General features: G+C 75.1%; 10 protein-coding genes. All 10 read left to right on the forward strand.

Annotated features, from left to right (window positions below):
• The first annotated feature begins 5 nt into the window (after positions 1 to 5).
• The 10 genes from QBL25_RS02630 to QBL25_RS02675 all read left to right on the forward strand — a co-directional run bounded on the left by QBL25_RS02630 (position 6) and on the right by QBL25_RS02675 (position 25,316).
• On the forward strand, positions 6 to 698 hold the full coding sequence (locus tag QBL25_RS02630) for a hypothetical protein (protein WP_409055314.1): 693 nt from the start codon (positions 6 to 8) through the stop codon (positions 696 to 698).
• Complete coding sequence (locus tag QBL25_RS02635) at positions 695 to 10,816, forward strand: DUF6603 domain-containing protein (protein WP_409055315.1); 10,122 nt, start codon at positions 695 to 697, stop codon at positions 10,814 to 10,816. Before QBL25_RS02630 ends, QBL25_RS02635 begins: the two co-directional genes overlap by 4 nt.
• Positions 10,813 to 12,378, forward strand: coding sequence for a hypothetical protein (locus QBL25_RS02640; RefSeq protein ID WP_409055316.1), 1,566 nt, complete (start codon positions 10,813 to 10,815; stop codon positions 12,376 to 12,378). The genes QBL25_RS02635 and QBL25_RS02640 overlap by 4 nt, the downstream gene beginning before the upstream one ends.
• Positions 12,375 to 13,259, forward strand: coding sequence for a hypothetical protein (locus tag QBL25_RS02645; protein ID WP_409055317.1), 885 nt, complete (start codon positions 12,375 to 12,377; stop codon positions 13,257 to 13,259). The genes QBL25_RS02640 and QBL25_RS02645 overlap by 4 nt, the downstream gene beginning before the upstream one ends.
• Entirely contained in the window at positions 13,256 to 16,852 is a 3,597-nt protein-coding gene (locus tag QBL25_RS02650) for a hypothetical protein (RefSeq protein WP_409055318.1), read from the forward strand. Before QBL25_RS02645 ends, QBL25_RS02650 begins: the two co-directional genes overlap by 4 nt.
• Entirely contained in the window at positions 16,849 to 19,428 is a 2,580-nt protein-coding gene (locus tag QBL25_RS02655; protein WP_409055319.1) for a peptidoglycan recognition family protein, read from the forward strand. Before QBL25_RS02650 ends, QBL25_RS02655 begins: the two co-directional genes overlap by 4 nt.
• Positions 19,429 to 19,634: 206 nt before the next feature.
• A complete protein-coding gene (locus tag QBL25_RS02660) occupies positions 19,635 to 20,960 on the forward strand; it encodes an MFS transporter (protein WP_409055320.1) in 1,326 nt (441 codons plus the stop codon).
• A gap of 92 nt (positions 20,961 to 21,052) precedes the next feature.
• A complete protein-coding gene (locus tag QBL25_RS02665; RefSeq protein WP_409055321.1) occupies positions 21,053 to 22,237 on the forward strand; it encodes a PucR family transcriptional regulator in 1,185 nt (394 codons plus the stop codon).
• Between the two features lie 164 nt (positions 22,238 to 22,401).
• On the forward strand, positions 22,402 to 23,886 hold the full coding sequence (locus tag QBL25_RS02670) for a long-chain-fatty-acid--CoA ligase (protein WP_409055322.1): 1,485 nt from the start codon (positions 22,402 to 22,404) through the stop codon (positions 23,884 to 23,886).
• Positions 23,883 to 25,316: a carboxylesterase/lipase family protein gene (locus tag QBL25_RS02675; protein WP_409055323.1), complete on the forward strand. Its 1,434-nt coding sequence runs from the start codon at positions 23,883 to 23,885 to the stop codon at positions 25,314 to 25,316. Before QBL25_RS02670 ends, QBL25_RS02675 begins: the two co-directional genes overlap by 4 nt.
• Positions 25,317 to 25,365: the final 49 nt, after the last annotated feature.

A 25,365-nucleotide genomic window follows, 5' to 3' on the forward strand; every position in this document is an offset into this window, starting at 1 on the left:
CCGTCATGACGCTCCCTCATGTGCCGGCCGCGGCCCGGTCCGGCCCCCAGTGGGCCGAGTGGGACAGCTGGTCGTACGGCGACCTGGAGCAGGCCCCGCTGTCCGGAGAGTGCCGCGACGACCTTGAGCGGCTGCGGGGCGAGGCGGGCGGCGCACGGCCCGCGGGCGGGTGGGCGCCCGGGTGGCCCGCGCCCGCCCTGGAGATCCGGGACGTCCTCTTCCAGTGTCTGTTCCGTGCCGCGCTGGCCCGGGGCGAGAGCCGGTACGGGTGGTTCGTCTGGCAGACCCTGGACAGCGAACTGGCCGTCCACCATCAGGAAAGCCGCACGGCGCTCCTGGACGGCATCGTCCTGGTCGGACTGCGCACGCAGTGCGACCAGATCTCCGGCGGCGCCACGGAACAGGTGGAGCTCGTCGTCCCCATGGCCGTGGGCACCCGCGAGGCGCCGGCCGGCCTGGTCGTGGCGGCCGAGACCACCGCGCGCGGGCCCGAGCTGCTGGTGGACGTCTGGGGCGAGAGCGCCGTGGCCGCCGGCTGGCAGGCCTTGCTCGCCGTGTGCCGGTACGTGGCGTCGCTGGCCGGTGAGGACCAGCACTGCCGACCGCTCCTTCCCGGGGCCGTGCACGCCTCCGCCGGTCTCCTCACCGTCGTACCCCAGGCCCAGCACGCCATCGACTCTCCGAGGCGGCGACGATGACCCTCCCGAGCCTGCCCGCGGAACTGATCCACCTCGCCGTCGCGCTCGGAGTGCTCAAGGGCGACCCGGAAGGCGGCCCGGACGCCGGCCTGGAGATCGACGCGGCCTTCTTCGAGGATCCCGCCCAGCAGTTGTCCGGCGTGCTCGGCGACCCGGTACGGCGCGCGGCCGCGCTGAAGCTCGCCACCGAGCTGCTCGGCGACGCGAAGAACGCCGCCCTGGAGACGGAGGGTGCGGATCCCGGCAGGACCTGGATCCCGCTGCCCACGGGCAGCGACACCGGCGCCGGTCGCCTGTTCCTCGTGGTGGACGCCTCCGGCGACGCGGTGGCGCTGTCGCTCGCCGCCCGCGCCACGCTGCGGGTCAGCGAGGTGCAGTGCGCCGCCTCCCTCGTCGTACCGGTCCTGGGGACCGGCCCCACCGGTGCGCGGTTCCTGCTGGGCACGGCGGAGGGCGACATCCGGGTCGCGGTGAACCTCGGCCTGCCTCCCGCGCCGAGCGAGGTCGGCCTTGACGGCCTGCGGGTGGGAGCCGACGTGCCCACATCCGCCGACCGGCGTCCGCGGCTGCGGATCGCTCTGACGGGACTGCGCGTCCCGGGCAGGCCTCCACGTGACCTGGACATCGACGACGGGTCGCTTCCCGGCGAGTCGGGCGAGCTCATTTCCCTGCTCACCGACCTGCTGACCCATCTGCTGCGCTCCCGGGGAGCGGTCGACCCCGACAGCGCCGACCGGCTGTGGCACCTGCTCACGCTGTTCGGACTGGGGGACACCTCCGTCATCCCGCCGCTGCCCCTGGCCGAACTGCCCGGCTCCGGGCCGCTGGTGCTCGCCGACTGGGTGCGCGCGGTGTTCCTGCCCAAGCCGGGCGGGCCGGTGCCGCCCGCCGCGGCCCGGGCGTGGCTGGAGACGCTCGCCGAGCTGATCGGGCTCGCCCCGGACATCGCGGTGCGGGGCGCGGGCACCACGGCCTCGCCCTATCTGCTGTGCCTCAGCCCTCTGCCCGACGTGCGGGTCTGTGTACGGCTCGTCGCCCAGGCGGGCGACGACGGGCTGGAGTTCCGGCTGGGGCTGACCGCCGGAGCCGACCTGGCGCAAGCGGCGTCGGTGCACGCGGCGGCGGATCTGCTGGCCGTGCGGCTGGGCGGTCAGGCTCACGTGCGCTGGCTGCCCGACGTCCGCGTCCACGTGGAGGTGTCCGGCGCCGAAGGGCCCCTGGTGCGCCGCCCTGCCCTCCCCCACCCGCCCGATGTGATGGTGGGCAGCCTGGCGGCCGGTTTCTCGGCCGGCGCCGAGCGTGCGGTGCGGCTGGTCCTGGAAGCGTCCGACGTCGTCCTGGACGGGCACCCGTACGCGCGTCTGGACCTGTCGAGCGTGGAAGCGCTGGCCGCGGCGGCCGCTCAAGTGGGCGTGGACGCACTGACGGACGCCCTGGAAAGGCTGTTCTCCGACGACGAGGACGGCGGGACCGCGCGCGCCTCGGCGCTGCTGGTCCTGCTGGCCCTGCGCGCACCGGCCGACGACTGGCCGGTGGAACTGCCGCCCCTCACCGAGCTCGTCGGCGATCCGGCGATCGCGCTGCTGCGCTATCACGGGCGGGTCCTCGCCGACGCTCCGGGCCGCTGGGGCGCCGTCGCGCGGCAGGTGGCCGTTCTTCTGCGGGCCCCCGCCCCGCCCGGTGAGGGCAGCGACGCCGATCCCTGGGTGATCCCCGTGGGCGCGCCGGAGCTGCCCGTCCGCATCTCGGTGCTGCTGTGGCAGGACGCGGCCGGGGGCGTTCCACGGCTGATGGCCGGAGTGCGGATGGAGGCGACCGCGCTGCCCGTCGCGGGTGGAACGGTGCGGGTGTCCGCCGTCCTGGAGGCCGTGCGGCTGACGCTGCCCTTGGTGGACCCGCCGTCCGTGGCCGCGCTGAGCACCGCCGAGCTGCGGCTGGTGTGGGGCGACGACCTTCTGTTCGAGGCGGGGCCCGTGCGGCTCAAGGCGGCCTCTTTCCTGCTGGCCGGCGGATGGCGGCAGGGCGCCGGATGGGCGGCCCGGGCGCGGGTGTCCCGGGCCTCGGTCGTGGTCGGCGAGGACGAGGTGGCACTTCCCGATCCCCTCGAACTGGCCACCGGCGTCGAGCCGTCACTGCCCGCTCCCGGATCCCCGCTGTGGCCCGCGCTCACGCGGCTGGCCGGACTCGCCCTGCTGCGTACGTCCCCGCCCGACGGTCTCGATCCGCGGCAGCTGCTCGCCGCCCTGCTGGGGTGGCTGCCCGCATCAGGGCGGCTGCGGGTGCCCGGCGAGGAGGACTCGGGGCTCGACGTGGGCGAGCTGCTCGCCGACTGGCCGCCGCTGCCGCCCGCGGATCTGATCGCCGATCCGGTGGCGGCGCTGCGGTCCTGGCTCGGGGAGATTCTGGCGGGCGGTGGCGCGACCGATCGCAGTCTGGGCGCCATGGCGTTGGCGCGTGAGCTGCTGGCCCGGGGCGGGCCGGACCCAGTACGGGACGTGGCGGTCGCGGGCGACGGCACGCACGACCGGCCCTGGCGGCTGCCGCTCGGCACCGCCCGGAACCAACCGGCTTCGGTGCGCGCCACACCCTCAGGCCCCCGCGAAGCGGCCTCGGCGGCAGCCCTGGGGCCCGAACTCCTCCTCTGGCTCGATCCGGACGGGCCCGGTCTCCAGGGTCTGGGCGGCGTGCTTGACGAGCTCGTCCCCGCCGATCTGAACGCGGCGCTGGAGGGCACGGCTCCCCTGCCCGGCATCGACCGGCTGATGGCGGTCCTGGCAGGCGCCGCCCGCTTCGACAGCTCCCTGGCCGACCTCCTGGACGGGCGCACGGAGTTCACGGCCAACCTGGAGTCACTCCTGGAGCACGCCGCGGGCAGCGACGGACTGCTGCCCGCCTCCGCACAGGTGATCCCCGGCGCGACGCTCGCCCCCACCGCGGTGCCGCACGGCCATCTCCACGCCCCGGAGACGTACAAGCTGACCGACCACCTGCCCGCCGCGGACCCCTCCCGCACGGTGTACGTCTCCACCGATCTGCCCGGCGTACGGCCGTGGCCCGGCCAGCCGGCGGCGCCCGGGCTGCGTCTGATCGATCTGCGGACACCCGGCCTGGCCGCCGAGTCCTTCGATCTCGGGGCGGTGGCCGCGCACGGCCCGTGGTTCGTGCTGCTTTCACCGACGCAGGAGGCAACGGCGCGCTTGCGCCGCGCCGTGGCCGAACTCCGGCGCCTGGCCGGGGCTCCCCTCGTGCTGGTGGCGCACTCCTTGGCGGCCCGGGCCGCCGCCCGGATCTGGGCGGAAGGCGGCCTCGCGCACCTCGTCACGCTGGGCGGGGCGCTGTCCGACACCGCACGGCCCGCCCCCGTCGACAAACTGGAACAGCCGGGTGTACGCGACGCCTTCCGGCTGGTGCAGTCGCTGGTGGGCCTGTTGCCCGCGGGGATCCCTGCCGGTGCGGCGCCGCTGACCGAAGTGCTGGCCACCTGGGCGGCCGTGAGCGGTGACGCGCCCGTAGGCCGGCGTTCCGTGCCGTTTCCGGTGTCGGCCTTCACGCCGCTGGCGCTGCCCTCGCAGGCGCCCGCTCCCCTGTTGAACGTTGTCACGCAGTTCACCCGCGACGACCTGCACGGCGCGCTCACCGCCCTCGTCGCCGAGGTGGCCGCGCAGGTGCGTCGCCGGTTGCCCGGCGGCGGGGCCGCGCGCAGCCGTGCCCGCGCCACTCATCTCGGCGTCGGCCTGAGCTTGCGCACCGAGACGGCCACCGCCTCAGGCCTCGCCTGCGCCAGTGAACTGCGCCTGGACGCGGGCCGCTTGGCGCTGTCGGCCGCCCGGGACGAAGCGGTGCGGACCACGCCCCGGCTTCGGGTGCGGCTGACGCTGCGGCGGCCCGGCGGCTGGCTCGTCGAGGGAGCACCGCAGCTCGGGTCACCAGCGGGGCCACCCCCCAGGCTGCGGGGCGCGGAACTGCTGCTCGCCGTCGGACCGCGCCTCGCGGACTCCTCGGTGTCGGCCGTGCTCCATGACGCGGCGCTCGACGGCGTACTGTACGGCCCGCTGGCCATCACCCCGGGCACGCTGGACGCAGCGGCCCGTCGACTGCTGGGACTGTTGGCGGACCAGCTGTCGCCACGCCCGTCCGCCGGGCCCGTCCGCGCTCTGGTGGACCTCCTCGTCCACGCCGACGTGGCCGTCCTGACGGCCGGCGAGCGGGTGGAGATCCGGCCGGACGCCCTGGAGCGCCTGGTCGCCGATCCCGCGGGAGCGGCGCGGAATCTGTGGTCGGATCCCGTGGTGCTCGGCGCGCTGCGGCGCCTTACCGGACTGCCGGACGGCGGCGCACCGCCGCTCCTTCCCGGTGGTCTCGTCGCCGACATCGGCCCCGATGGCCTGCTCTCCGTCGGGACGCCGGAACGCGGGCTGCCGCTCTTCGGCACCGCCACCCTGCACGGCACCCTCGTCGCCGCTCCCCGGCACACCCCGGTCCTCACCGTGAAGCTGCGCTCCGCAGCCGCCGAGGCCGCCCTTCTCCCGGAACCCGACCTGCCGGCGCTCGCCCGGCTGCTGATGCTGACCACCGGCGGTGAGGTCGTGCGCTGGGGCCTTCAGTCCCTGCGTACCAGCGGCATCGTCCTCGACCCGCTGCTTCAGCTGCTCGGCCTTTTGGAGCCCGATCCGCGGCGCCCCCAGGCCCCGGCGTCGATCCGCTCGCCCCTTCCTCTCCTCGTCGCACCGGTGCGGCAGCTCTCGGAGGTTCTGGGCGCCGACCGTGCGGTGGGCGAGCCCTTCCGGCTCGCGCCGGGGCGGGTGGCCCGGCTGCTGGATGCCGTGGCCCAACTGATGGGCATACCGGGCGGGTTGAACACCCTGCCGTTGCCCGGGCGTGGCGCCCTGGAGGTCGTCGAGGACGGCGCGGACCTGGAGTTCACCGTGCGGCTGGGCGGCGGCGGGGACGGGCCCTCCGCCCTCAAGTCCGCGGTGCGCTGGCGGGTGCGGCCGGGGCCCGTGGTCACCGCCGGGCTGACATGGTCCGCCGAGCGGTCCGGGCCCGGCGGGCTCGCCGTCGGCCTGGAGGTGGGAGCCGGGCCCGAGGTGCGGGTGTCCGCCCTGCTCACGCCGCGGGCCGGGGCACCCAGGATCGACATCCCGCTGTACCCGCTGACGCCAGGGCTCGGCGCGCTCACGCAGCTCGGTGAACAGGCGGCCCGCTACGCGCTGCCGATGCTCCTGGACGCGCTGCGGGATCTGGCCGGGCCCGGCGATCCGGGCGATCAGCGGCTGGCTCGCATCGGCGCGGCGCTCGCCGCGCTCCTGTCGGCGCTGGAACTGACCGCAGACGACGGGTCGGCCTCGATCGACCAGTTGACACTGTTCGCGTCCGCTCCCGCCGAGGAGCTGGGCGCGCGCTTCCGGCGGCAACCGGCCGCGGTGACGGGCGCCTTGAAGCAGCTCGCACGCGCCCTGCTCGGAGATCCAGCCGCGCAGCCGCCCGTTTTGTGGCGCAGCCCCGGTGGCCGCCTCACCGTCGACGTCGACGCGGCGCCCGGCGGCGCACCGCGCCTGACCGTCACCGCGGCCGCTCTGCATCCCGTGCCCGGTACGGACGTGGCCGTGTCGTTCGCGGCCACGACGGCCGGGCTGGGCCCCTGCCAGGTGGCGTGGTCCGTCGTCGATCCCGACGCCCTCCTGCCGGGCCCGGTCGACCTCATGCCGTTCATGCGCCTGGCCCTGAGCGGTGCCGACGCCCGGGTCGAAGCGGGCCTGTGGCTCGATCCGGCCGGAGCGGCGGACCGCGAGGCGCTGGTCGTGCGGCTGCCGGGCCGCCCGCTGCTCCTGCACCGGCGAGGCGACGACGACTCCGGCGATGTCGCGGCGGCCGTACCCAAGTTGATGCGCCGCATCGTCGTCCCCCTGGCCGCCGATCTGGCGCTCACTCCGGCCCCGGTCGCCGAGCTGCTCAGGACGCGGGTGGGTGACGACGACACGGACACGGTGGGGGAGATCCTGCACGCCGCGCAGGTCCTGACCGGCACCGGCAGTCCCCTTGATGCGCCCTGGCGGCTGGCCGACGGGTTTCTCGACGTGCCGACCCCCCGGGTACTGAGCGCGCTGGCGGGGTTCCTGCTGGCGGTGACGCCTCAGCTCGGGCCGGTGCGGCTGCGGCTCCTGAGGACCGCCGAGGGGCAAGGGCGAAGCCGGTACGGGCTGGGCCTCGAACTCGTGCAAACGCCCTATCCCCTGCTGGAGTTGGGGGAGGTCGCCATCGCGCTCTCGGCGGACGCCACCTGGGAGCCGCCCGCCGCCAACTCCGCACGGCCGGCGGCCGCCGGTGCGGGCACCCCGCACGTGGAGCTGTGGCTCGGCAGCCTGCCGGACACCCTGCCGGGTCCCGAGCCGCGGTTCGCACCCGCGCTGCGGCTGCGCGGCCTCGGGTTCACCGCGGGCGGCGCGAAAGGCCCCTTGCTCGACCAGGGGCTGCGGATCGAGGCACTGGAGCTGCACGGCTCGTACGCGCACGACACGACGGGGTTCCGGCACGCCGGCGCCCGCCTCGCGCTGAAGGGCCTGGCCGTCCCGCTCGGCTCCGCACAGGGCGGCACCAACCCGGTCGCCGCGAAGGTCCTCCAACCCGATGCCGCGGGCGGCGACGCCACCCCGGCCGCGCCCGGCCTCCATCCGGCGCTGGCCCTGTGGAAGCAGGGCCAAGGCGCCGTGACGCTGCGGCTGAGCGCGGGCGAGGGGGCGGGCCCGTGGTGGCTGGTGGTGGAGAAGCAGCTCGGTCCGATCTACCTGGCGCAGGTCGGCCTCGACGTCACCTACGCCGAGGACCGGGTGCAGCGGGTCGGCGTGCTCGTCGACGGAGGTGTGGCGCTGGGCGGTCTCGCCGTCGGCGTCGACGACCTCGCGCTCCACATCCCCTGGGCCACCCCGGCCGATCCAAGGACCTGGAGCCTGGGCCTGGCCGGTCTGGCCGTCAGCTACAACGGCCCGAGCGTCAAGGTGGCCGGCGGGCTGCGCAAACGCGAACGGGACGGCGGCGTGGAGTACGCGGGCATGCTCAAGGTCGAGGCGGCGGGCTTCGGGCTCACCGCGGTCGGCGCGTACGGCACCTATCCGGTCGCCGGCTCGGCCGAGCGCTACACCTCCCTGTTCGGGATCGCCGCGATCGCCGCGCCGATCGGCGGCCCGCCCGCCTTCTTCATCACCGGCATCGGCGCCGGACTCGGGCTCAACCGCGGACTGGAACTCCCCGCGAAGGTGACCGACGTCGGGCAGTTCCCGCTCGTGGCGGCCATGGACCCGGGCAGTGAGCTGGTCCGCGAGCCGATGAAGGCCCTGGACTCGATGGCCCGGACGTTCCCGCCGCGGCGCGGGGCGTTCTGGCTGGCCGCCGGGGTCCGCTTCACCAGCTTCACCGTCGTGGAGTCCGTGGCCGTGCTGGCCGTGGCCTTCGACCAGGACGTCGAGGTGGTCCTGCTCGGGCTGTCCCGGATGGGCCTGCCCAACCCCGGGGCACCCATCGCCTCCATCGAACTGGCCCTGCGCGCCCGCTTCTCCTCGCGCGAGGCGGTCTTGTCCGTCGAGGCCCAACTGACCGACAACTCCTGGCTGCTGAGCCGCTCGTGCCGGCTCAGCGGCGGATTCGCCATGGTGATCTGGTTCCGCACCGGCGAGTTCGTCCTGTCCCTGGGCGGCTACCACCCGCGCTTCGCGAAACCCGCCCACTACCCCGACGTGCCCCGCCTGGGCATCCACTGGCGGGTCAGCGACGCCATCGCGATCAAGGGCGAGTCCTACTTCACGCTCACCTCCAGCTGCGTCATGGCGGGCGCCCGCGTGGAGGCCGCCTTCGACGGGGGCTTCGTGCAGGCGTCCTTCGTCGCGGGCCTGGACGCCCTGATCTCCTGGGACCCCTTCTTCTACGACGTCGGCGTGTACGTGGCGGTCAGCGTCCGCCTCCAGATCGACATCCGGATCTGGTTCGTCCACATCCGGATCACGATCGGCTTCTCGATCGCGGCGGACCTCCTCGTGCAGGGCCCGGACCTGCGCGGGGTGGCCGTCCTGGACATCGACGTGGCCAAGGTCGAGGTGGCCTTCGGCGCCGTCGACACACCCGGCAGGCCGCCGGTGCTGGGCTGGGCCGCGTTCCACGACAAGTACCTGGTCGCCGGTGACCCGCACGGCGAGACGATGACGCTCACCGTACGAGCCGGCGGCGTGGTCCTGGACCCGGGCAGCCCGGGCGGTCCGCCCGACGACGGCAGCCGCGACCATCCGCTGCGGCTCACCCCGGAGTTCACCCTGGTCACCACCACGCGCACGGCCAGCACCCGGGCCGGGGACGCGGTCCTCAAAGGGTCCGCGCTCGACCTGGGCCCGATGGGGCTCCTGGACGTGGTCTCCGAGCACCGGGTGGAGATGGTCCGCCTCGACCCGGGCGGCGCCCCCGCCGCAGACGCGGTGGCGCTGGCGGCCACGCCCGTGCGCGGCAACGTCCCCGACGGCGTGTGGCGGGCGTTCGACGACGTCGAGCTGGACGAGGGCGGGCTGCGCGAGGCGTTCACCGGGCTGGTCCTCGCCGCCGTCACCCGCCTCGGCGGCGGACTGGCCACCGGCTCCGCCGACCAGGTGGAACCCGGCCGGCGAAAGCCCCTGCCGCTGAGCGAGGACCGCGATCCGGCGGGCGCCTGGTCCGCCGCCATGGAGGCGGCCGTGCGGTGGTCGCGCGCGCAGTCCGGCGCGGACACCCTGGAGCGGACGGCCGTGTTCCTGACGCGCGGCACGGGGCTCGCGGCGTTCAGCCGGTGCCTGCGCGGCAGGCCGGGCCCGCACAGCGGTTTCGCCCTGACGCTGCTGCCCGCCGACCGGGTCTCGCCGCCCCGGCTGTCCAGGATCACGGAAGGTCTGGTGGCTCCGGTCCTGCCACCGCTGCCACTCGTCCCCCGGCGACAACCGCCCAAGCCGGACCCCGAGCCGCCCTACGTCGCTCCGCCGGTGCTCCTGGCCTCGCTGCGCCCGCCCGCCGGCCCGCTCCCGCGTGCGGGGCGCACCACCGTGCGGACGCGGGAGTGGCCGCGCCGGGCCGCGCCCACCCTGTCCGAGGCGCGGGAGCAGGCGCTGCCCACGGCGGCCCTGCTGCACACCGTGCCCGCGCTCGCGGGCGGCATCGCGACCACCGGGGTGAGCGCGCGCGACCGCGGCCGGCGCTTCGCGCGCGGCGGCGAGGAACGCGAGGTGCTGCACGGCCTGCTGAGCGCGGACCGTTCGGCTCCCTGGCTGCGCACGGGACGGCGCGACATCGTGGACGGCACGGTGCGCCTGGGCGCGGGACAGGTCCAGGTGTGGCGGCTGCGCCGCGCCGCCGCCGACGTGGGCACCGAGCGACCGCGCCTTGCCCTCACCGGCGACCAGCGGGTGCGGGTCGTGGCGCTCGACCGGGCCGGCGGAGCCCTCCTGGACACCGAGGTGGCGGCCACGACGGAACTGCCGGTCCCCCGGGGCACCCACCTGTTGGCCCTGATCGGCCTGGGCACGACACCGGCGGCGAACCGGCCACAGCCCCCCGGACTCTGCGGCTGGCATCCCGCCACATGCGGCGCGCAGGTGCTGCCGGGCACCGTGCTCGTGCCCGGCGCCCGGGTCAGCACTCCGGTGCCCGCCGCCAAGCGCGGACTGCGTCCGGCACGGGTCGCCCTGGTGACGGGATCCGACCTGCTGGGGCCACAAGGCCTGCTCACCACCGACCTGCCCGCCACCACCCGCTGCGTCGTCCTCGTACTGGCGGCCTCGGCACCCGTCAAGGAGACCGACGGGCTGCTGCTGGGGCTCGACGGCGCCGAACGGGCGCGCGGCGCCGGCGAGATGACGCCGCCCCTCGCCGTCGAGCAGGGCGGGCAGAGCCTGCTGCTCTACCCGGTGACGCCACGGGGCGGAGCCTCCGTGTCGGTCACGACCGGATACGCACCACCGTGGCGGCCCGCCGGGGTGCTGGGCAGCGCGCAGCCCGTGGAGCGGGTGGCGCGCGCGATCCTCGGGCACGGCCTGACCGCCCTCGCGGGCGATCTGGCGGGCGAAGGCCCGGGGCAGTCGGCCGTGACCTGGATCGGAGGGGCGCGATGAGCGAGCTGGGCCCGGGCCAGTACCGACTGCACGGCTTCGCCCGCCCGCCGGTGACGGCGGGACCGCACCGGGTGCGCATGACGCAGACGGTCGACCGAGGCGGCCCCATCACCCCGGTGGAACGCCACACGCTGGTCACCGCACCGCAGTTCGCCCTGGCTCCCGGCGAGGTGCGCAGCGTGTTCCCGCCGCCGGAGGCGGTCGGCGCCTTCGACACCCGCTTCGCCCAGGTCGCCCTGCGCCGCCGCACCCTGCCCTGGGAGCGGCTGGCCGTCGAGGCCGATCCGCGGCGCCGGCCGTGGCTCGCGCTCGTCCTGCTCACCGAGGGCGAGGGCAGTCTCGTCACCGCCCAGCCGGTGAGCACCGCGGTGCCCGCCGCCCTGCACGGCACGCTCGGCATCACCGCGGCCTCGGGCACCTGCGACCGCCTGGACACCACCCGCGACGTCGTCCACGCCCTGTTCCCGCGCCCCGACGAGCTGGAACTGCTGTGTCACGTGCGCGAGGTGTCGCTCGGCGACTCGGAGCTCTCCCTCGGGGACGACGACGGATTCCTGGCGGTGGTCGTCTGCGCCCGGCTGCCGCGCCCCGGCCTCGCCCACCGGGCGTGTCTGGTCTCCCTGGAGGGCCGGCTCGCCGAACTGCCCACCGCCACCGGCGCTCCGGACGGCAGCCCCGGCGGCGCGCAGGCCGCGCCCGGTGGCCCGGCCGTCAGCTTCCCCGTCCTGACCCACTGGCGGTTTCACTGCGCACCGGAGCCCGGCGACTTCGGCTCCCTCATGCAGGGCCTCCACGTAGGGGCGCTGGGCACCGTGCGGAACAACTGCCCGGCCGTCGCCCCCAGCGGGCACACCGTCATCGGGCACACCACCCGGCGCGGCGAGGAGACCGCCGCCTGGTACCGCGGGCCGCTGACGCCGCGTGAGGTGCCGCGCAGCGCCGCCGGCACCCCTTGTCTGACGGCCGACCAAGGCCGGGCCGTGGCCACCGACGGCCTGGAGGACCTCTCCCTGGCCGCCGCGCACGAGGTCGGCCGGCTGCTCGCGCTGTCTTCGCCGCGCTTCTTGGCCTCGCTGCGCGACTGGCGCCGGCGGACCCTGGCGCTCGACCTCACCGCCGCCGCCCTCGACCTGCTGCCGGAAGTACGGGACTTGGGGCTCACCCGCCTCACGGTCGGCCAAGGGCTGGGGCTGGCCCTGATCGGCACGCTCGTCGACGGCCGCGAGCCGCTGGGCGCTCCGGTCCCGCAGTCCGACGCGGTGTGGGCGCTGCCGCACTTCCCGACCGATCTCATCGCCTCCGGCACAGGACTGCCCCGCGACGTCGTACGGCACATCCTCGGGGACCTGCCGGTGAGCACCGACCCCACACCCGCACCGCCCGCCGCGCCGCTGGAGCAGTCCTTCGACGGGCTGCGGCAGAACCCCGCTCACCTCGACCCGCTCCGCGACGCCTTGCGCGAGCGGGTGCGCGCGATCGCCCGGCAGGCGGGACTCGACCCGGACGCCACGCTGTTCGACCCGCACCACGCGCCCACCACGCTGGAGGAGCTCTACCCATGAGCATCCGCTACCGCTCCGAGGCCGCCGTCGAGCAGGTGCTCACCGCTGCCGCAGGCAAGGTGAGCGCGGCACAGCCGCCCCCGGACGACGTCCTCGACTGGCTGGCCCGGCTGCGCCTGCTGGAAGGGGTCCCCTTCACCTACCTCGTCACCGACGAACGGCTGCTGCCGCTGGAATCCGCGCGGTTCTTCTTCCTCGACCGCAACTGGACGGACGCGGCCGTGGACGGGGCGCTCTCGGCCGGCGCCTCCACCACGCGGGACCGCGCCCACCTGGTGGCCCGGCACGCCCGCATCCGCGAGGCCGTGGACGCCGCCGAACGCAATGTGTGGATCAAGGCGGCCGAGCCCGGCCTGTCCTACGACGCGGAACCGGTCGGCACGGTCACGGGCTTCCTGCTGCGCTCCCGGGCCGTCTCCGGCTGGCCGGGGCTGCGCGCCCAGGCCTTCGCCGAAAAGGAGCCGCTGCGGCCGTTGCGCATCGAACGGCTGGCGCCCGCCGTGCTGTTGGCGCTCTTCGACGGCCTGCCCACCCGTGTCCTGATCGAAGAACCGCACCAGGGGCTGCAATTCGGGGTCGAGGCACCCGACAGCGGCGGGTTCAGCGTCGTGCGCCGCCCGCCGCTGCCCGCGGGCACCACCACCGTCCTGTTCCGCGCCACCGGTGCCGGGGTCGTCGACGTGGGCCAACTCCACGCCGACCTCGGCCACACCGACGCCGACGGCTCGGCGGGCCTGGCGCTGCAACTCGTGCAAGACCCCTGTCAGCAGGAGTTCTCCGGCACCGGAGAGGGCCCGCTGTTCAGCCCGTCGATCTCGCTGGACGACCTCGCCGAGGCGTTCGAAGTACCGGCGGACGAGGCCGTCGAGGAGCCCTCATGAGCCAGGCCTTCCCCCTGCACCCCGCGTTCGCGGTCACCGCGCGCACCGGCCTGACCTCGGCCGCCTCCCGCTCCTGGGCGGCGGGCTTGCAGCGCGGGCCCCGGCTCCTGGTGCCGGTCGACGTGCAGGCCCTGGTCGTGCACGAAGGGGTCACGGAGACCAGGGCCGACGTCGGGCTGCGGCTGTTCGACGGACTGTCCCGGGACCCCTCGGCGCCCGGGCCGCACGCGCCCGACCCCTTCACCCCGGCCGCACCGCTGCCCCCCGGCGCCCATCTGCACTGGGCGCTGCCCGACGCCCTGACCCACGCCGTGGCCGACGGACCGGGGGCGGAGCCGGTGTGGCCCGCCCTGCCCGACCGCTGGGTGGTGGCCCGGCTCGACCACTGCACGGGCACACCCCGCACCCTGCGGGCGTGGGTCCTGGAAGCGGAGAAGGGCGGCAGCGGCGACCTCGACGGGTGGCGGCCGGGCGCTGCCCGCGCCTATCGCACCCCGCTGCTGCGCCCGGAGCAGCTCACCGCCGTCTGCGGCGGAGACCCGTCCTGGGCCGCCTCCTACGACAACGTGGCCGAACGGTTCGCCCACCACGACGACTGGTCGACAGTCCCCCCACAGCACCGCACCGCGCTGGCGTACGTCGTGCTCGGCTGGTACTCCCGCCCCGCACTCGACCCGCTCGCGGCCGCCGACACCCCCGCCGCCTTCCACGCCGCCCTCGACCGGCTCGGCTGGCAGGTCGACCCCGCCCGGCTCGCGCGCGCCGGGGCCGATGCCGAACGCTCCGCCGCCGGGGCCGCGGAGCTGGGCCGCCCCTCGGCCACGCCCGCACCCCCCGCCTCCGCGCCCCTCGCCGCACTCTTCGGGGCCGAGGCACCCGCCAGCGACCCGCGCACCTGGTGGCCGCGGCAGTGCTTCTTCCACGGAGTGGTCTACGGAGTGCACGCCGACCCCGCCACGGCCGAGGACCCGCGGCCCGAACCCGGCGCGCCGCGCCTGGCGATCGGGGCGACCTCGGCGGAGGCGCTCGCCGCGCTGCTCGCCGGTGAGCTGGCGCAACCGGACGCCGAGATCCTCTACCAGGCCTTCGCGCACGGACTCGCCACGGCGCTGGGCGAGCCCGACGGACTCGCGCGGATCGAGGAGGACACGCACGCCAGGAGCTTCGTCGCACGGCCCGGGGCAAGCCGCGAGGAACGCGTGGCCACCGGGGACCCGTTCACCGCCCTGCGGCCCACCACCCCGCCCACACCGGCCCTGGACCAGGTCCGCAGCAACACGGCGGCCGGTGTCCGCCCCTTCACGACGGGCCGCGACACCCTCGCCGACCTGCACCTGCTGCGGACCCGGCCCGAGCATGTGGCACCGCCCGCCGACCCGCGCCGCACCGAGCCGGTGCCGCGCCCGCTGCCCCGCCGCTTCCACCCCCAGGACCCGGTGCTGGTGGTGCGGGGCCTGCGCCGCTCGCTGCGGCACGGCTACGACCGCGCCCGTACGCCCGGCGAGCGGCTGGCCTGCCGGCTGACCGGGGACACCGTCACCCGTCTGGCGGGCGTCATCGATGGCAGGGACCTGCTGGCACGCACCCTCGACCACGGCTCGCTGCCGCCCGAGGCCGACGCGCTGCTCGTCGAGGCGGCGGTCGAAGACCCGTACGCGGACTACTCGGAGCTGCTCGGCCGGCTCGACACCTATGGGCTGCCGCTCGCGGAGGTCGCGCGGCGGCTGCGGGCCGAAGGCGCCATGATGGTCTGGTCCCTGGCCTTCCCCGGCCGCGCCGCGCCGCTGACCCATCTGTCCCTCAAGGACGGCACGGGCGCGTCGCCGGTGGGGATCACTCTGTGGCGGCAGGCCTGGGTGCCGCTGTGGTGCGAGTGGGAGATCGAGTGGGACCCCCATCCGGACGCCGGGGACTGGGAGTTGGGCGAGCTCGACTTCGCCCCGCACCCCCACGCCGGATTCTCCGGGGCCAAAGCCGTCGTGCTCCAGGGCAGGTCCTCGCTCGTCTCGGCGCCCTCCCGCACCCTGAGCGACGACATCGCCCGGTTCCTGGCCGAGGAGGACCGTCTCGATCTGCGCGGCGAGAGCAGGGTCGACGACGCGCTGGAGAACCGGCTGCGCCGCCTGGCCGCCGCGGAGGGACTACCCGACCTGGTGTCGGCGGGCTTCGACCGGCTGCGTGAGCGCATGCTGGGCTTCACCGACGACATGGCGCCCACCCCCGGCGTCCCGCCGCCACCGACCCGGCCGCCCCATCCGCTGCGGGCCGGATTCGTGCGGCTGCGGCGACTGCGGGTCGTGGACGCGTACGGCAGGACCGTCGACCTGCTGGATCCGGCGACCCCGCGCGCCCATGTCGGGGCGGGGCTGCGCGGCCCCGCCCGGGACGTCCTGGCGCTGCCGCCGCGCATCAACCGGCCCGCGACGCTGTCCTTCCGCCTCCTGGACGCCGCCGACGACCGGCGTGAGGCGGCCGTCGATCAGCAGGACGGCGCGGTGAGCCCGGTGGCGGGCTGGCTGCTCGCCGACCACGCGGACGGGGCGGTGGAGTTCTTCGCGCCCGGCGGCCGGCCGCTCGGCCAACTCGCGCACGACGCGCTGTCCGGCGCCGTCGTCTGGGAGGGCCCGCCGGGCGACCGCGCGCCCTGGGGAGCACCGGCAGCCGCGGCCTTCGCCGGCCGGCCGCGCCTGCGCCACCTCCTCGGCCTGGCCCAAGGGCTGATCGACCGCGACGGACGGGAGCGCGCCGCCGGTGCCGCGCGCTCCGACACCCCGCTGGACGCGCTGCTTCGCCTCATCGACACGACCGCGACGACGGTCGGGGCGGGCGGCTCGACCGGCAGCGAACACAGCGCGCAGCTCGTGGGACGGCCGATCGCGGTGGTCCGTGCCCGGCTGGTCCTGGACATCGAACCGGAAGACGACCACCCGGCCCTCTCCCCGGCCGACCGCGCCCAACGCGCCGCGGCCTGGGCCTGGTTGGCCGGGCGGCCCTTCCCGGTGCGGCTGGGCGCGCTCACCCGTCTCGACGACGGCCTGCTGGCCTACTTCGTCGACGACGACTACGGCCTGATCCATCCCGTCCACGCCGATGTGGCCCGGGTCGCCACCCCCTCGGGCAGGCACCGCGGCGACTTCGCCGCCCTCGGCCGGCGCACCACGGCCGCGCGGCCGGTCCGCACCCCCTCGGTGGCCGACGCCTCCGCGCTGTCCCTGCTGCCCGGCCGGGCGCTGCGGCTCACCCTGCTCATGGACCCCGCCGCCAAGGTGCACGCCACCTGCGGGGTCCTGCCGCGCAAGAGCGTGGACCTGCTGCGCGACTGGTTCGCGGAGGACCTGGCACGCCTGGTGCCCTCGGTGCGGGTGGGCCCCGTCCTGGTCGATCCGGCCACCATCCGTATGCCGCTCCTTCCCGCGCCGGACGGCGAACGGCTGTGGACCCGCCGCACCGCACCCCTGACCTGGCAGGACGACCCCGTCGTGGCGGCGAGCCGGCAAGCCTTGCTGCCCGAGGTCCCGGCCCGCGCCCAGGAGGGCTATCTGCGCCTCGCCCCGGGCGCGCGGGAATCGCCCGATGACGCAGGTGCGCGATGAGTACCGCGCTCGCCCGGCTCTCGGCGGCGTCCCTCGGGCAGCTCCCGGCCCGGCCGCCTCGGCTCGTCGTCCACATCCACCAGGTGCTGATCCAGCCGCTCGCCCCGCACCCCGGCGACCCGCCGCTGCGGGAAGGCCTGCCCTGCGGCGACCTTCCCGCGCTCCTCGTCGAGCCCCTGTCCGCCGACTTCACGCTGGTGACGATCGGCCGCGTGACCGTGGACGGCCGGGGCACCGGCGCCTTCCGGGTGGCGGTCGACGTGGACCGGGGCCATCTCACCGGGGAGACCTCCTGGGTGCTGCCCGCCACGGCGGCCGGCTACTTCCGGCAGGAGACCCGCGTCCACCTGCGGACGGATCTGCCGCCCCCTCGCCATCTCGACTACCGGGTCCTGGTCGGCACGCCCCGGCGTGTGGTCGCCGAGCAGCGGGTGCGGTTGGAGACGGCGACGCTCGACGCCTTCCTCGACCTGGCCGAGGAGGGCGAGAACCAACGCCCCGCGGGCCGCACCCGCCTTGAGTACCTCACCTCCGTGCGCAAGCTGCGGGCGGAGCCCGGGCTGGTCCTGTACCGGCAGCGGATGGTCAACAACCGGCGGAACATCCCGCCCTTCGGTTGGAGTGCGAGCCCCCCTCAAGCGCCGCGCGGCCCCCTCGCCGCCCGCCTCGCCGCGCTGCTGCGGGTCCAGCACGGCTTCGAACAGCTCGACCTCGCCCAGGTGCTGGCCGGCATCGACGGAGCCGACCGGCAGACACCCGGCCCCCTGTTCCCCGACCCGCGGGCCGATCTCGCCCTCACCTGGAGCGGCGACCTGGGGCTCGCGCTGGCGGCCTACGTCCGTGCCCGCCACGCCCCCGGGGCGCCCGCCACGGACCGGGACCGGCCGCTGGACCACTGGATCGCCCGACACGCCTCGCTGCCCCGGCTCCTCGGCGACATCGACGGGGTGAATCTCGGCGCGTCGTACGACCCGCACGTCTCGTTGGCGACCCAGCTGCGCGCGTACTACGGCGACGCGGTGACCCGGCGGTGCACCGCCTTCGTCGCCGCGACCAAGACCCGGTCCGGGGCTCCGGCGCTGCCCCTGGCACCCGGCTTCGGGGCGCCTCGCTTCGCCCCCGCCGCGGTCGACTTCGTCGCCGGACAGATCGTCGCCTTCGCCGAGGACTTCCTGCGCTTCGCGCTCGGCGGCGCGTACGAGCGGGTGCGCGACCGCGCCGGCGACGTCCTCGCGCCGAACTCCCCCGAAGTGCGCCAACTCGCCCACCACTTGATGGACTTCGTCCAAGAGGGGCTGGCCGCCGAGCTCTCGCCGCCCGCGGACACCTCCCTGGTGATCCTGCGCCGCGACGGCACCGCGCTCCCGCACGTCGCCGTGCGGCTCATCCACCCCTCGCAGGGACGGCACGAGGGCGTCCCTGCGACGAGCGACCTGCTGGGCACGGTCGCGGTCCCCGACGCCGGGACGCGGGCCTGGACCGTCGCGTGCGCCGACCACGAGCTGGTGCCCGCCGCCGATGCCACCACCCCCCTGGCCGTGGCCGAACTGCGGCCCGGCCGCACGCCGCCCGATCCCGGTTTCCACCACCGGCTCCCGCCCGGCACGACGACGGAGCTGGTGGCCCGCGAGGTGCTCGTCCTCGTCTGCCCGCGGTGCGACGCGGCGATCAGGGTCGTGGAGCCGCCTCCCCTCTCCCTGGCCTGCCCCCACGACGGCTACGACCTGTCGGATCTGCGCACCACCGTCCTCGACGACATCGGCCGGTTCACCGCTCCGGTCGCGGGGCAGCGCCCGGAGCGCACTCCTTTGGACCTGAGGTCCTGCGGCACCCGGCCGATCCAGACCGCGCACGGCACCGTGGCCGCCTGCTGGGACGAGTCACGCTTCCTGCACCCGGCGCGCGGCGACTACGAGCTGTGGGCCGCCACACCCCGGGGCCCGCTGTCCGTGTCGATCGTCGGCCGGACCACCTGGGGAGCGGCCCCCCTGCGCATCGAACCCCCGCTGCGGGCCTGGGAGTTCCATCAGGCCGCGTCCGGGCCGTCCGCGCCGCCGCCCTACCGCGACGCCCCCGTGCCGCTGAGCGAGAACCGGCCTCTCGCCTCCGTCTACCGCTGGATCACCGTCCATCACTCGGCCGACCCCATGACGTTCACGCCCGAGGGCGTGCGCGAGGTCCAGCGGGACCAGATCGCCAGGAGCAAGTCCGACATCGGCTACCACTACGTCATCGACGGCACCGGCACCATCTACGAGGGCCGGCCGCTGGGCATCGAGGGCGACCACTCGGAACTCTTCAACGCCGCCAATCTGGGCATCCTGCTGACCGGTGACTTCGAACGGCGCCCGGAGAACGGGTGGATCCGCTACGACGGCGCCGCGACGCCCGCACAGCTCCAGAGCCTCGACGACCTCGTGGACGTCCTGGCCGTCCGATTCGGCTGCCGCAGCGTCTGGTCCCATCAGGAGCGCAAGAAGCAGGCGGGAACGGTGAATCGCACCGAGTGTCCCGGCCAGTTCCTCCGGCCCCACGTCGACGCGCTGCGCCGCCGGTATCCGGGAACACCGTTCTGACCCCTTCCTGTGCCGACGGCGGCGGGCCGGTGCCCAGCCGCATGCCGTGCATGGTGGGCGTCTGCACATGGCAGGGTCGCGCGCCCGTCACCGAAGCTGAACGTCCACGAGCAACGCGCCCCCGCAACCGCTGAGCGGTGCGGTGCGGTCCGCTCCCCCTCCACCACGGCCTGCTGCGCGCACCCGCGCCCGCGGGAAGGACTCCCATGCCCACTCCCTCCGAAGTGGTCCACGCGACCGCGACCCGCAGGGCAATGCGTCGGCTGCTGCCCCTGCTCGGTCTGGCGTACTTCATGTCGTACGTGGACCGCACGAACGTCGCACTGGCCAAGACGCAGCTGGAAGCCGACATCGGCGTCAGCGCCGCCGCGTACGGGCTCGGCGCGGGCGTCTTCTTCGTCAGTTACGCACTCCTGGAGGTCCCCAGCAATCTGGTGCTGTACCGGGTGGGCGCCCGCGCCTGGATCGCGCGCATCGCGGTGACCTGGGGTCTGGTCTCGGCCGCCATGATGTTCGTCGAGGGCGAGAGGTCCTTCTATGCCCTGCGGTTCGCCCTCGGCGCCGCCGAGGCCGGTCTGTATCCGGCCCTGATGTACACGGTCACGCTCTGGTTCTCCCAGCGGCACCGCGTCACCGTCGTCGGCCTCATCTACACCGCGCCCGCGGCAGCGACCATCCTGGGCGCCCCGGCCGGCGGTGGGCTCATGACCCTCGACGGCGTCGCCGGACTCCAGGGATGGCAGTGGATGTTCCTGGTCGAGGGCCTGGTGACGGTCGCCGTCGGCGCCCTGGTCTGGGTCGCGCTGCCCAGCCGCCCGCAGGATGCCCGGTGGCTCTCGCCCGAGGAGGCCGCCGCCCTGTCGGAGCACGCCGCCGCAGGCGGCGAGCCCTCGCCGCACCGGCTGCGCGGCAACCTCGGGTCGGCCTTCGGGCGCCCGGTGGTACTGCTGCTGGCCGGCACGTACTTCGTCAACCAGCTCGTCGCCTCCGCCGTCGGCTTCAATCTGCCGTCCATCGTGGAAGGCCTCGGCGTCAAGGGCTCGATGACGATCGGGCTCGTCACCGGCAGCATGGGCGTGGCCATCCTCGCCGGGGTGCTGTTCTTCCCCTGGCTGCACGGCCGCATCGGCAACGACACCGGGCTGATCGTGCTCTGTGCCGTCGCCGGGACCGCGGCCATGGGCGCCTATCTGCCCGCCGGGTCCGCGGGGGCCCGCTATGCGCTGCTCTTCGTCGCCAACTTCTTCCTGACCGGCACGCTGCCGCTGTTCTGGTCCGTGGCGATGTCGCGGATGTCGGGTCTGATGGCCGCCGTGGGACTGGCCTTCATCAACACCGTCGGACTGCTCGGCGGCTTCTTCGGCCCCATGGTCTTCGGCCTCATCGAGGACCGCACCGGCAGCGACCACACCCCGTTCGTCTTCATCCTCGTCGCCGGCCTGGCCGGCATCGCCCTGGCCTGCCTGCTCAAGCACACCGTCGGCCGCGAGGACGAGAAACTGCCGGGCCGGGTCCCGGCGATCGCCGACTGACCGCGCCCGCTGTGCAACTGCCCACCGCCCCGTCGCGCGGCGTGGGCAGTCGCACGATTTCAGCCACCGCCGCGCGTGCTTATCCTTCGGCCATGGACGAGGAGCTGGCGCTGCGCCATGAGCTGGCCGTGACACTGATCGACGACATCGAGGGGCTCGTCGACAGACTGGCGGCCGACATCTGCGCCCACAGCACGAGCTACGCCAGCGGCAGCCCGGTCTCACGCGAGGACCTGCGACTGGTCCTGCGCGGCAACATGGAGCTGGCCCTGTACGAGTTCGGCGGAATGGCCACCACCGATCACCGCTTCGAGGCGGTCGCCGCCGAGAACGGACGGCTGCGCGCCGAGCAGGGCATGCCGCTGGCCACGGTCCTCCAGGCCTACCGTCGCGGCGGGCGGGTCCTGTGGCAGGCGATGGCCGACTGGATGCGGGACCGCTCGCCCGCCCAGCAGCGCCTGGTGGGAGACATGGCAGGAGCGGTGTGGGAGACCATCGACCGGTTCTCCTCCGCGATGGCGGACGCCTACCGGCTGCGCACCCTGGAGCTCGAACACCGCGAGGCGTCCCGGCGCGGCGCCCTGTTCGAGGCCCTCTTGGACGGCCGGGGCGACGAGCCCGCCGTCGCCTCCGCGGCGGCCACCGCCCTGGGCGTGCCCCGGCACGGCCGGTACGTGGTCGTGGTCATTGCCCAGGACGCCCATGACCCGGCGTCCCCGCCCGATCCGGGCCCCGCCCTCAAGGCCGTGGGCATGTGGTCGTTCTGGCGGCCGCGCGCGGAGACGGTCGCCGGCCTGGTACGGGTCAAGGCGAGCGACGGCGCCCCGCTCGGCGACGTGCTGCGCGCCCAGGGCGTCTGCCGGGCCGGGATATCGCCGCCCTTCGAGGAGCTGTCCGCCGCCGCACAGGGGCTACGGCTGGCCCGCCGCGCCCTGGACACCCTGCCGCCGACCGGCGGCGAGGTCGCCTCGCTGGACGAGCGCCTGGTGCACGCCGCTCTCGGCGCCGAGCCGGAGATCGCCGAGAGGCTGGCGATCCGCTACCTCGGCGGAGTCCTGCGCAGCGGCGTCGAACGCCCCGTGCTCCTGGAGACGTTGCGCATCTGGCTCGACTCCGGCTGCTCGGCGTCCGGCGCGGCCACACGCCTCTTCTGCCACCGCAACACGATCCTCAACCGCATCGGCCGCGTCGCCGAACTCACCGGCTGGCCCGCCGAGTCCGGCGAGGCCCGCCTGGGCTGGGCCCTCGCTCTGCGGGCCCTGGAGCTCGAACACTGAGGACGCGCGGGCGCGTGCCCCGGCCCTCCGCCCCGGCCGGGGCACGGGGCGCCTGCCCACCCCGCACGCTGCGACGTTGGGCTCTTGCACATGGTTCCGCGACGGCAGGGTGCCGGAAGCTGAGGCCGTCGGACACCACCGTTCGTACGCGCAAGGGAGCAACCGTGCAGTTGAGCGTCGCCACCATCCTCAAGGAATCCGCCGTCCGCCATCCCGACCGCATCGCGGTCGTCGACGGCGACGTCCGCGTCTCCTACCGCACGCTGTGGCTCGACGTCCTGCGCTTCGCGGCCCGGCTGCGCGCCCACGGCGTCGGACCGGGCGTCCGGGTCGCGCTGCTGCTGCCCAACACCGCCGACTTCCCGCGCGCCTATTACGCGGTGCTCGCGGCCGGCGGCACGGCCGTGCCCGTCCACGCGCTGCTCGTCACCGACGAAGTGGCCCACGTCCTGCGGCACAGCGCATGCCGCGCGATCGTCACCGCGGGGCCCCTCGAAGCGATCGCGCAGGCCGCGGCGACGAAGACCGGTGTCGAGGTGCTGCACGTGACCACCGACGGCGAGCCTCTGGCGGCCGCCGAGCCGCGCGAGGCAAAGGACACCGCCGTGATCCTGTACACCAGCGGCACCACCGGCAGGCCCAAAGGCGCCCTGCTCACCCACGCCAACCTGGTGATGAACGCGACCGTCTGCGCCCAAGATCTGTTCGCCCTCACCCCTGACGACGTCGTCCTCGGCTGTCTGCCGCTCTTCCACAGCTTCGGCCAGTCCTGTGCCATGAACGCCGCCCTGCGTGCCGGTGCGGCCCTCGTCCTGAGCGCACGTTTCACCGGCCCCGGCGCACTTGAACTGATGGCCAGCGAAGGCGTGAGCGTCTTCATGGGCGTGCCCACCATGTACCACGCCCTGACCGAGACGCTCGAGGACGGCGGTCAGCGTCCCGGCCGCCTGCGCATGGCCGTCTCGGGCGGCGCGGCCCTGCCCACCGCACTCCTTGAGCGCTTCGAGGCCGCCTTCGGCACCGTCGTACTGGAGGGCTACGGGCTCACCGAGACCTCACCGGCCGCCCTGTTCAACCAGCTCGCCACCGGCCGCCGGCCCGGCACCGTCGGCCACCCCATCTGGGGCGTGGAGGCAGCCGTCGCCGACCCGGAGACCGAGGACCGGATCGTGCTGCTTGCGGCCGGGGAGGTGGGCGAAGTCGTGCTGCGCGGCCACAACGTCTTCGCCGGATACCTCGACGACCCCGCGGCGACTGCGGCCGCCGTCGTCGACGGCTGGTTCCGCACCGGCGATCTGGGCGTCCATGACGCCGACGGCTACTTGAGCATCGTCGACCGCAAGAAGGACCTCATCATCCGCGGCGGCTTCAACGTCTATCCGCGCGAGGTCGAGGAGATCTTGGCCCGCCACCCTTCCGTCGCCCAGGTCAGCGTCCTCGGCCTGCCCGACGAGGCCAGAGGCGAGGAGATCTGCGCCGCCGTCGTCCTGCGGCCCGGCGCCGCCGCCACGCCCGAGGAGATCGTGGCGTGGGCACGCGCGCACCTCGGCAAGCACAAGTACCCGCGTGTGGTGCGGCTGTTGGACGAGCTGCCGCTCGGCCCCAGCGGCAAGATCCTCAAGCGGGAGCTGAAGGAGGTGTGCGCGTGAGCGTCATCGACACGGCGTGCGGTCCGGTGCGCGGCACGGTCGAGGGCGGCATCGCCGCCTTCCGGGGCATCCCCTACGCCGCGGCGCCCGTGGGCCCGCTGCGGTTCGCTCCCCCGGCGCCCGTACCGCCCTGGGACGGCGTCCTGGAAACCGCGGCGTTCGGGCCCACCGCTCCCAAGAACCCCTACCCGCCTCCCCTGGACGCGCTCCTGCCCGACCCGGAGATCCCCGGCGACGCCTGCCTGAACCTCAATGTGTGGACCGCGACGCCCGGCGAGGGCGCCCGCCCCGTGATGGTGTGGATCCACGGCGGTGCCCTGCGGGGCGGCTCGTCCGCCGTGGGCAGTTACGACGGCCGGGCCTTCGCCCGCGACGGCGTCGTCCTCGTCTCCCTCAACTATCGCCTCGGCATCGAAGGGTTCGGCGTCTTTCCCGACGCCCCGGCCAACCTCGGGCTGCGCGACCAGATCGCCGCGCTCGCCTGGGTGCGCGCCAACATCCGCGCCTTCGGCGGCGATCCGGACAACGTCACCGTCTTCGGCGAGTCCGCCGGAGCCCTCAGCATCGCGGCCCTGCTGGCCAGCCCGCGGGCCAAGGGCCTGTTCCGGCGGGCGATCCTCCAAAGCGGCGCCCCCACCGCCGTCACCAGGACCGAAGCGGCGCGCACCACGACCGCCATCGCCCGGCATCTTCGAGTCCCGGCCACCGCACGGGACTTCGCCCGCGTCGACCGCGCCCAGTTGCTGGCCGCCCAGCGGGCTGCCACCGCGGGCGGCACTCCGCTGACCGGTGGGCGCGGCTTCCACCTCGTCGTCGACGGCGACATCCTGCCGCAGGCGCCTGCCGCCGCGCTGGCCCAGGGATCCTCCGACGGCATCGACGTCCTGCTGGGCGGGAACACCGACGAGTACCGGCTCTGGTTCGTGCCCGGCGGCCTCGTCGACCGCATCGGCAACGCCGCGCTGTGGGCCGCCGTCCTCAAGGGCCGGGCGCCCTGGAGGGCTCCGGGCGTCTACCGCGCCGCCAGACCCGGCGCGTCACCCGGCGAGATCCTCGGCGCCATGGTCACCGACAAGGTGCTGCGTGTCCCCCTCAACCGGCTGGCCGACGCCCGCGCGGACCGGCCCGGCCGGACCTTCGTCTACGAGTTCGCCTGGCCGTCCCCGCAGCACGATCTCCGCGCCTGCCACGCCCTGGAGATCGGCTTCGTCTTCGACAATCTCGGCACCCCGGACAGCCTGCTCCTGACGGGCCCGGCGGCGCCGCGGAGCCTGGCCGAGGCCATGCACCGGGCATGGGTCGCCTTCGCATCCGGCGGCGACCCCGGCTGGCCCCGGTGGAACACCGAGCGGCCCGTCATGACGTACGGGGCCGACGGCGCCCGCGTCGTGCACGCACCCCGGGAACGCGAACGCCGCCTCTGGTCCTGAGGGCACGCCCCTGCCCGTGCTCCCCCGCATGTCCGCGCGCCCGGGCCGA

This window comes from Streptomyces sp. SYP-A7185, from assembly GCF_046103685.1.
Lineage (GTDB): Bacteria > Actinomycetota > Actinomycetes > Streptomycetales > Streptomycetaceae > Streptomyces.

Coding starts and splice junctions, on each gene's coding strand:
- QBL25_RS02645 (WP_409055317.1), top strand. CDS start 12,375: ATGAGCATCCGCTACCGCTCCGAGGCCGCCGTCGAGCAGGTGCTCACC.
- QBL25_RS02640 (WP_409055316.1), top strand. CDS start 10,813: ATGAGCGAGCTGGGCCCGGGCCAGTACCGACTGCACGGCTTCGCCCGC.
- QBL25_RS02660 (WP_409055320.1), top strand. CDS start 19,635: ATGCCCACTCCCTCCGAAGTGGTCCACGCGACCGCGACCCGCAGGGCA.
- QBL25_RS02650 (WP_409055318.1), top strand. CDS start 13,256: ATGAGCCAGGCCTTCCCCCTGCACCCCGCGTTCGCGGTCACCGCGCGC.
- QBL25_RS02665 (WP_409055321.1), top strand. CDS start 21,053: ATGGACGAGGAGCTGGCGCTGCGCCATGAGCTGGCCGTGACACTGATC.
- QBL25_RS02655 (WP_409055319.1), top strand. CDS start 16,849: ATGAGTACCGCGCTCGCCCGGCTCTCGGCGGCGTCCCTCGGGCAGCTC.
- QBL25_RS02635 (WP_409055315.1), top strand. CDS start 695: ATGACCCTCCCGAGCCTGCCCGCGGAACTGATCCACCTCGCCGTCGCG.
- QBL25_RS02630 (WP_409055314.1), top strand. CDS start 6: ATGACGCTCCCTCATGTGCCGGCCGCGGCCCGGTCCGGCCCCCAGTGG.